At 37.5% G+C, this 6,815-nt stretch carries 5 protein-coding genes, 1 pseudogene and 1 CRISPR repeat array; all 6 genes and pseudogenes read right to left on the bottom strand.

Annotation, left to right across the window (positions count from 1 at the left end; genetic code table 11):
• Window positions 1-131: 131 nt before the first annotated feature.
• The 6 genes and pseudogenes from PWP26_RS08155 to PWP26_RS08180 all read right to left on the bottom strand — a co-directional run bounded on the left by PWP26_RS08155 (window position 132) and on the right by PWP26_RS08180 (window position 6,290).
• Window positions 132-566, bottom strand: a complete 435-nt coding sequence (locus PWP26_RS08155) for a hypothetical protein (protein ID WP_273010672.1) — start codon at window positions 564-566, stop codon at window positions 132-134.
• Between the two features lie 401 nt (window positions 567-967).
• Window positions 968-1,528 (bottom strand): hypothetical protein, encoded by a 561-nt coding sequence (locus tag PWP26_RS08160; RefSeq protein ID WP_273018872.1) that lies wholly within the window; start codon window positions 1,526-1,528, stop codon window positions 968-970.
• Window positions 1,529-1,546: 18 nt separating this feature from the next.
• A complete protein-coding gene (locus PWP26_RS08165; protein ID WP_273010674.1) occupies window positions 1,547-3,487 on the bottom strand; it encodes a tetratricopeptide repeat protein in 1,941 nt (646 codons plus the stop codon).
• Window positions 3,488-3,570: 83 nt separating this feature from the next.
• The gene (locus tag PWP26_RS08170; protein WP_273010675.1) at window positions 3,571-4,506 is read right to left on the bottom strand and encodes a hypothetical protein; all 936 of its coding nucleotides are present in this window, start codon (window positions 4,504-4,506) and stop codon (window positions 3,571-3,573) included.
• A gap of 39 nt (window positions 4,507-4,545) precedes the next feature.
• Window positions 4,546-5,286 (bottom strand): annotated as a pseudogene (traT, locus tag PWP26_RS08175) (complement resistance protein TraT).
• 794 nt (window positions 5,287-6,080) lie between these two features.
• The gene (locus PWP26_RS08180) at window positions 6,081-6,290 is read right to left on the bottom strand and encodes a hypothetical protein (RefSeq protein WP_287568708.1); all 210 of its coding nucleotides are present in this window, start codon (window positions 6,288-6,290) and stop codon (window positions 6,081-6,083) included.
• A 61-nt stretch (window positions 6,291-6,351) separates the two neighbouring features.
• Window positions 6,352-6,751: direct repeats of the CRISPR family, unit length 35 nt; unit sequence GTCGCAATCCCTTTTGAAGTAGGGCAGGTTTCTAC.
• Window positions 6,752-6,815 lie beyond the last annotated feature (64 nt).

A 6,815-nucleotide genomic window follows, 5' to 3' on the forward strand; every position in this document is an offset into this window, starting at 1 on the left:
TTCCAGGAGGGCATTTTATCAAATTTTCACTAAATTCAACCCTTTTCTTTAAATCCATCTTTACCACCAATCCATACACAAAATTTATAATACTACCTTATAATCTTTCATAGGTCATAAACTTTTTTATTTTAAATCTCTATAAAGTTCATTTTATTTAAATGGTCAAGGTCTTCACAAAACCCACAGTAGATGATTTTACTTATGAGAGCTACATCTTTAATCTTTACTGCTAAAAGTTTTTGATCCAAAGTCTGAAAAACATAAGAATTTCTATAAAACCAAAACTTTTTACATAGAGAGTTTTTGTTAGGACAAAAGTCAAGGTCTACAGAAACTGAGGTTTTTTTAGAGGCAGTCAGAAAGACTAAATAAAAAAACTCTTTGGATTCTTCAGCTTCTTTCCATAAAATAGCAGGGCGCTTTTTCTTTTCATGAGTAACACCAAGTTTTACCTTTAATAGTTTTTCTAAATCAATAAGCTGAGGATAATCAATCAAAACTAAAAACTTTTCGTTTGAAGGAAGTACCGTTATAAAATTTTGTAAAGACCCTATCCTTTTCATCTTAAAAACAAAATTTACTGATAATTAGTTTATATTAAAAAATAATTGTATTAAAAATTGAAAATTTTTCAACTCGTCACACGAACCCAATTTTGCCCTGAAAATTAAACTAATTCCATTCAATGACATTCTACTTTTTCTTTCTTAGCTTTTTTCTATATTAAGGGGGATGAGTGTAGAAGATAGTAATAATGTTAGCGTTTTTAACCCGAGGGAAGCTTGTAACCCTTTAAAAATTTTAGGTGTTATACCTAAAACATCATTCTACAAAAAATTACAAAAATTATAGAGTAGGTTTTTACAGCAGACATAATTTTACCATGTTATAAGGCATACCTCCATCGATCTTAGAAATATTTATAATCTCAGTTTTTTAACAATAACTTTTTTGTTTACTGAACTTAAAGATTTTGCTCCATAGTTTTTCTTTTTCTTTGTTGTTCCTTCTGTTCGGTTTGAAGTACTTTGTTCCAAAAGTCTTTTTTGGCATAGATCAAGGTCATGGTAAAACTTAGATGAGGAGCATCAAGAATAATTATAGAGTTCCCGCTGATGAATTCAGCATATCTATCTCCCACAAAGGGAACCCGCGATTTAACAAGTTTATACTTTCCCCGCAGGGATTTGAAAACCTTGTCCCAGTAGTAGTAATGCTCTCCAAATTTACCCTTTGGGAACTTCATGATCACTGCTACAAGCAGTCCCCTTTCGTCAAAGATAGCTGTTGCCGAATTCAACCCTTCTACGTCAGTTTTTGAGGTATCAATTTCATACATCTCACCGTTTGAGTATGCGTTTATACCTTTTTTAACGGCAGAATATTTATTCTTCAAGTCGGAGATAGTGGCTTTGCCAAGCGTTAGCCCAAGCGGACTTGGGTCATTACTGGCAAGAAGAGGTGTGGCAAATAAGAAAAGAAGCAAAGCTTTGATCAAACCCAAAATCCTGTCACAATTCCTCATCGTTCCTTCCTCCATCTTTTACTGTTTACTTTCTTTAAAATAACCGTTTAACACTACATAGCCAACAAGCCAGTTCCCATATCTTGAGAAGTAAAGCCTTTTGTCCTTTGTGCCCATTGCGTCAAGAATGGTTGCAAGTAGCTCCGTTCCTGCAACTAAGTTCTCTTCTGAAAACACATCCCTTACCTTCATAACTTCCTTTTTAGCCCTCTCTTGATCTTCTTTTGGAACTTTTCCGAGATCTGGAGAAAATACCTTCTGTGGTGCTTGACTTAAACCCTTCCTTAATCCCTCAAGGTCCTTGATACTAATTTTAACATAACTTTCTTTCACACTCTCAGGTTTTTTCAAGCTCACCGTTGCCCACACGATGCCTCCCAGAAGAAATACATCACGCCTTCCCTTAAAAGCTGGATACCGCCCAAACTCTTTTTTAAGTAGTGGTTTGACTTCACCGTCAAGCACTTTCTTAAGAGCTGCCCTGAAGTTTCCATTCAGCGTCTTGGCTTTTTCAGTAAGGGTAACTGTCCCGTAAGGTATCTCAACGCTTCTAACTGTAAGCTTCTCTCCTGTCTTCTCAACATAACCTATTTTTGTGTTTCCACTTCCGATATCGAGAACTACCGAAGTATAGTAGTATTTTTCAGGTACAGCTCCAGCAATACTGTAAAGCACCTCTTCGTCTTTGCTCAGTTTTTTAAGAATGTAACCGGTTTTTTCCTTAACCTTTGCGGAAAGCTCATCAAAGTTAGAAACCCCTGAAACGGCACTGCTTGCAACAAGAAATATTTGCTCTTTCGGGACACCCTTTGCTTTAAGCTCTGCCAGTAACTCTGCAACTGCTTTAACCGTATCCTCTATACCTTCAGGAGAAAACCTCCCTGTTTCCTTTACTCCGGAAATGATGGTGGTGTTGATGTTTCCCCGATAGATTTCTTTTAAATCATAGAGCTCGCCGTCTCCAAGCTTGATTTCATAGGCTAAAGCCTTTACACCCTTTGAACCAACCTCAACCCCACCATAGACAGCCTGAGTTACCCTTTCAGGTATATCAAGTGATGCCAGAGAGAAAATAGTGTCCTCTATGCCGCTTTCTGCATTTATTGTTTTAAAGATATCTAAGGCTTTGTTCAAATACTCCCTGGCAAGTTTTTTATCTCCTTTATCTCTATAAAGCCATCCAATGTACTTATAGGCAACACCTTCCCAGTATTTATCTCCTATCTTTTGAACCCTCTTTAAGCCATCAAAGAGATAATATTCGGCATTTTTAAAATCTTTTAATGCTCTATAAGTGTCCCCAAGGTTTAGCTCGGTTGTAGCAAATCCATGATAGTTGCCATATCGTTCATCAATATCAAGAGCTTTTTTAAAATATTCTATCGCCTTGCTGTAATCCTTTTTCTCAGAATAGATAAGAGCGATATTGTTGTATGTTGTTGCTTTTTCTTTTTCATCCACCGAAAGTTTTAAGGATTCATTATAGTAAAAAAGGGCCTTCTCAAGATCTCCTTTTTTCCGATAGATTCCGGCAATATTGTTTAAATTACTGCTTTCTCCTCTTCTATTTCCTGTTTCTTTAGCCAGTAAAAGAGCTTTATTATAGTAAAAAAGGGCTTCATCTAATGAGCCTTTACGGTAATACGCACGGCCTAATTGGTTATAAATTGATGCTAACTCGTTTTTCTGACTTGTGTATCTTTCTGCGTTTTTTAAATAAGTAATAGCAAGGTCAAACTCTCCAGTTTCTAAGTATGCACTTCCGAGACATAAGTGACTGTATGGACTTGAAGGAAAAAGGTTTACGGCCCTTTTTCCGGTAGAGATTGCCCTATGGTAATCCTGGGCATCAAAGTAGTTGAAACATTCTTCTATCAGAGATTGAGCGTAAGCGAAGGTGCTATGCGCTAAAAACCAGAGCAAAAGAATAAGATAGAGAAAAAGATTTTTTCTTTTCATTTTTTCTCCTCCGGCAATTTGTATTTTTTTAATTTTTTACCCTGGCAGTTTAAAATAATTTCTTATAAAACAATCTTCTTTTTTCAATTTTTGCTTATCTCTCTTACTCTCTTAATTAACCCTCGTCCCCTTTCTCCGAATTCTTTTTCTATCCACTCAAGGAGTTCTCTTATGGCATTGGGCGAGCGCTGGTCAACCTCTTGATCTCTTAAGGTTATAAATTCATAAAACTTTTTCTCAAGGTTGAAGGACGGGCAGATTATTCTGTAATTATATTTTTCGTCTTTAAAATCACCATAAACATAACCATCTAAAAATATCAGGCAAAAATTTTTGTTCTCTCTTTCTAAAGCTTTTTTAATCTCTTTTTTCAGTGTTTTTTCATTAAAAAACTGATAGGGATTGTCTTTAATTTCGTAGGTTTCAGCGCTATCTCCGTAGATTTCTTTAAGAAAAAAAGCAATCGGACTGTGCAAATCAAGAATGACGAAGGTAAACTTCCCTTTGCTTTTTTCAAGGCCTGAAGATATAGATTTGACTGTTCTGATTTTGTAATGAGGGCTTAAAACGGTTTGGCAGTAGTAAAAGTTTTCTTCAGGGATTGAGTGTGGGACAGTACTATTTGTGTTTACGGCAAATTTTCGTTCAAAGGCTAATTTAGATATCAAAAGAAAAGGAGCTACCAACACATCTCCCACCGCAGATGAAATTTTTTCTTGCGTGGTTGGTTCCCTTTTTAAAGCTAAATCAAATCTTCTTATCAGGTCTTTTTCTTCCTTAGTAAAAGAAGCTGGGTCCTTTGTTAGATAAAGTTTTAAGGCCTCTTTCGTCAGGTTTAGACATCTTTGTAAGCGTTCTTCCTTGGGAAGATTTTTGACTCGCTCTTCTACCTCTTCCCAGCTACCTTTACCTTGGTTAGTTTGAGAAAAAGCAAGAGAGGTAAACAGACCAGCTATCAAGAGGAGAGAAAGGAGGACATGCTTAAGCCACTTGTCCCACAGACTCACCTTTTTTCTCATATTTGACTCCTCCTGCTATAACCATTTTAGGGGAGAATTTTAGAAAATGCCTGCAATCTGTTGAGATATCTTGTCCACAATCTCCCTTGCTGCTTCATCTTTTTTCAGGTTGGTTTGGGTGGCTGTGACGGCAAGCTTTGTTCGGTAGAGCTGGTAGTTGGTGTTAATCTGCTGTTCGGTATGGATGGTTGTGGCTGTTCCCTGTTTGGCTTCTGTTATGATCTTGCCAATCACAGGATTTTATGCTCTTTCCATGATCTGAATGTCAACCACTCCAGCAAAGGTCTCAATTTTTATAGCCGAACCAACAAGAGCTCCACCTACATAGCCAACTCCGGCTCCTATGGCTGCAAGTATCAGTGCCTCAACGTCTCTACCTCCTGCCGCCCCACCTGCAATGGCTCCTGCAATGGCACCACCTGCTGCTCCTTCTTTTGCTCCAGTTTTTCGGTAGTAGTCAAAGTAAAGGATGTTAACCTGAAGGATGTAGTCTGCCGTTGACGGATCCTGAACAAGATTGTAGCCTTTGCCAGCAAGTTTATCGGCTATAGCCTTTCTCAAGACCTCGGTGTCAACTTCCTGAAGTTGCGAGGTGTTTCTCACATCCACATAGACATTTCTGTATTTGGCTTTTTTGGTTACGTCAAGAAAGATGGTATCTGTCATCTTGTAGTTGGTGGTAAGCTGGCGATACTCTATGGCTTCGGGAATGGTGGCACAACCTGTTAACTGAAGGGTTAAGGCCAAGGCTAAAGAGCAGGCAACAACCTTCCTTCTCATAAATCCCCTTCTACCCTTAGTTTTTTATTCAATAATAAATAAAACAGGTTTCAAACACAAAATCTGACACAGAAATCTCTTAAATTTTTGCCTAAATTAAGCCCCCAAGAAACGAGAGAAATTGTTACAAAAACTTGATTAGTCATTCCATCGTGAGAAGTCATCATAACGGCTAAAATAATCGTCAAAAAGGTAGTCGTCATTAGAGTGGTGATGTAGGTAATACCAGTCCCAGAAGTCGTCGTCGCTGTCATTGTCATAGTGATGGCGATGATACCAGAACCAGAAGTCGTCGCTATCTGTGGACAAAGACGAGTAAGAGTGAGTTTTTTCGTAAAAAGCGTCTTCATCCAAAGAAGATACATTCAGACGGTTCTTTGGGATGGAAAACTCATCACCTGAGAGTCGAGAAGAGAATTTAATGAAGATAAACAGGATAACTGCTATCAAAAGGAGCAATTCAGTCATTAAATTTTCTCCTTTTTTTCTTTTATTTTGTTATTAATATTAAATCATAAAAAAATCTCTTTTCTGACACTTTTAACGCTATTTTAGATGAATTCTTAAGCAAAATCATGTAAGTTGGAAAATTTGTATTTTGAAATTTATTCACCTAGAAGGTGATTTTACGCAAATACCGACCCCCAACTACAACTATACTTGTTAGTTTTTTTTACAAAAATAAAGTAATGAAGGGGCGAAAAGTACGCTGGTTGAAGTGTGATACAATGACAGGACTTCCTTGCAGATAAAGGTGTTAGCAAAGGAAGATTATACATTCTTCTCAGCTGACCCTATAAACTCGGGTAAGGTAAAAAGTTAATCACCTTACTGGCTTCCCAGAACCTTTCAATTTTTTCTTTAACATTTCTTCCGAAATTTTCTGCTAAAACCATGGATAGATCAAGGTAAGCCTCATTTTCCAAAGAGTAAGAAAAACCTCTTAAGATGCTGTCATGTTTCTTGAGTAAACTGTTTGCCGTTTCTGTGAGCTTAAAGTTCAAAAATTTTCCTTGTTTTCTTTCTATGCAAGCATTCTTAAGTAGAGCAGATTTCTCTTTTCTTTCTTTAATCCCTTTTGAAGTAGGGCAGGTTTCTACTGGGTAGTATCGTTGCCCATAAAGTGTTGGGATGATAAAGATGGTCGCAATCCCTTTTGAAGTAGGGCAGGTTTCTACATTATATCGAATATTGCCCCCATAAGGGGGTACCCTGTTGTCGCAATCCCTTTTGAAGTAGGGCAGGTTTCTACAACGTGATCAAGTGCTTGATTTGTCTATGTTTAGGTCGCAATCCCTTTTGAAGTAGGGCAGGTTTCTACCAGGGGAGTGTCCCCACAAAGAACCGTGTAAAGAATGGTCGCAATCCCTTTTGAAGTAGGGCAGGTTTCTACAAAAAAGACCATAGGAGGTATAACATGATGGTAAAATGTCGCAATCCCTTTTGAAGTAGGGCAGGTTTCTACCATTGCAAAGAAGAGGGCACTTGTGATAAGTGCCCGAATACTCAGTGTCGCAATCCCTTTTGAA

The organism is Thermodesulfobacterium sp., from assembly GCF_030445475.1.
Classification (GTDB): domain Bacteria; phylum Desulfobacterota; class Thermodesulfobacteria; order Thermodesulfobacteriales; family Thermodesulfobacteriaceae; genus Thermodesulfobacterium; species Thermodesulfobacterium commune.

Bases quoted from the DNA above. Each gene is read 5' to 3' on its own strand.
- PWP26_RS08160 (WP_273018872.1), bottom strand. From the start codon at position 1,528: ATGAGGAATTGTGACAGGATTTTGGGTTTGATCAAAGCTTTGCTTCTT.
- PWP26_RS08155 (WP_273010672.1), bottom strand. From the start codon at position 566: ATGAAAAGGATAGGGTCTTTACAAAATTTTATAACGGTACTTCCTTCA.
- PWP26_RS08165 (WP_273010674.1), bottom strand. From the start codon at position 3,487: ATGAAAAGAAAAAATCTTTTTCTCTATCTTATTCTTTTGCTCTGGTTT.
- PWP26_RS08170 (WP_273010675.1), bottom strand. From the start codon at position 4,506: ATGAGAAAAAAGGTGAGTCTGTGGGACAAGTGGCTTAAGCATGTCCTC.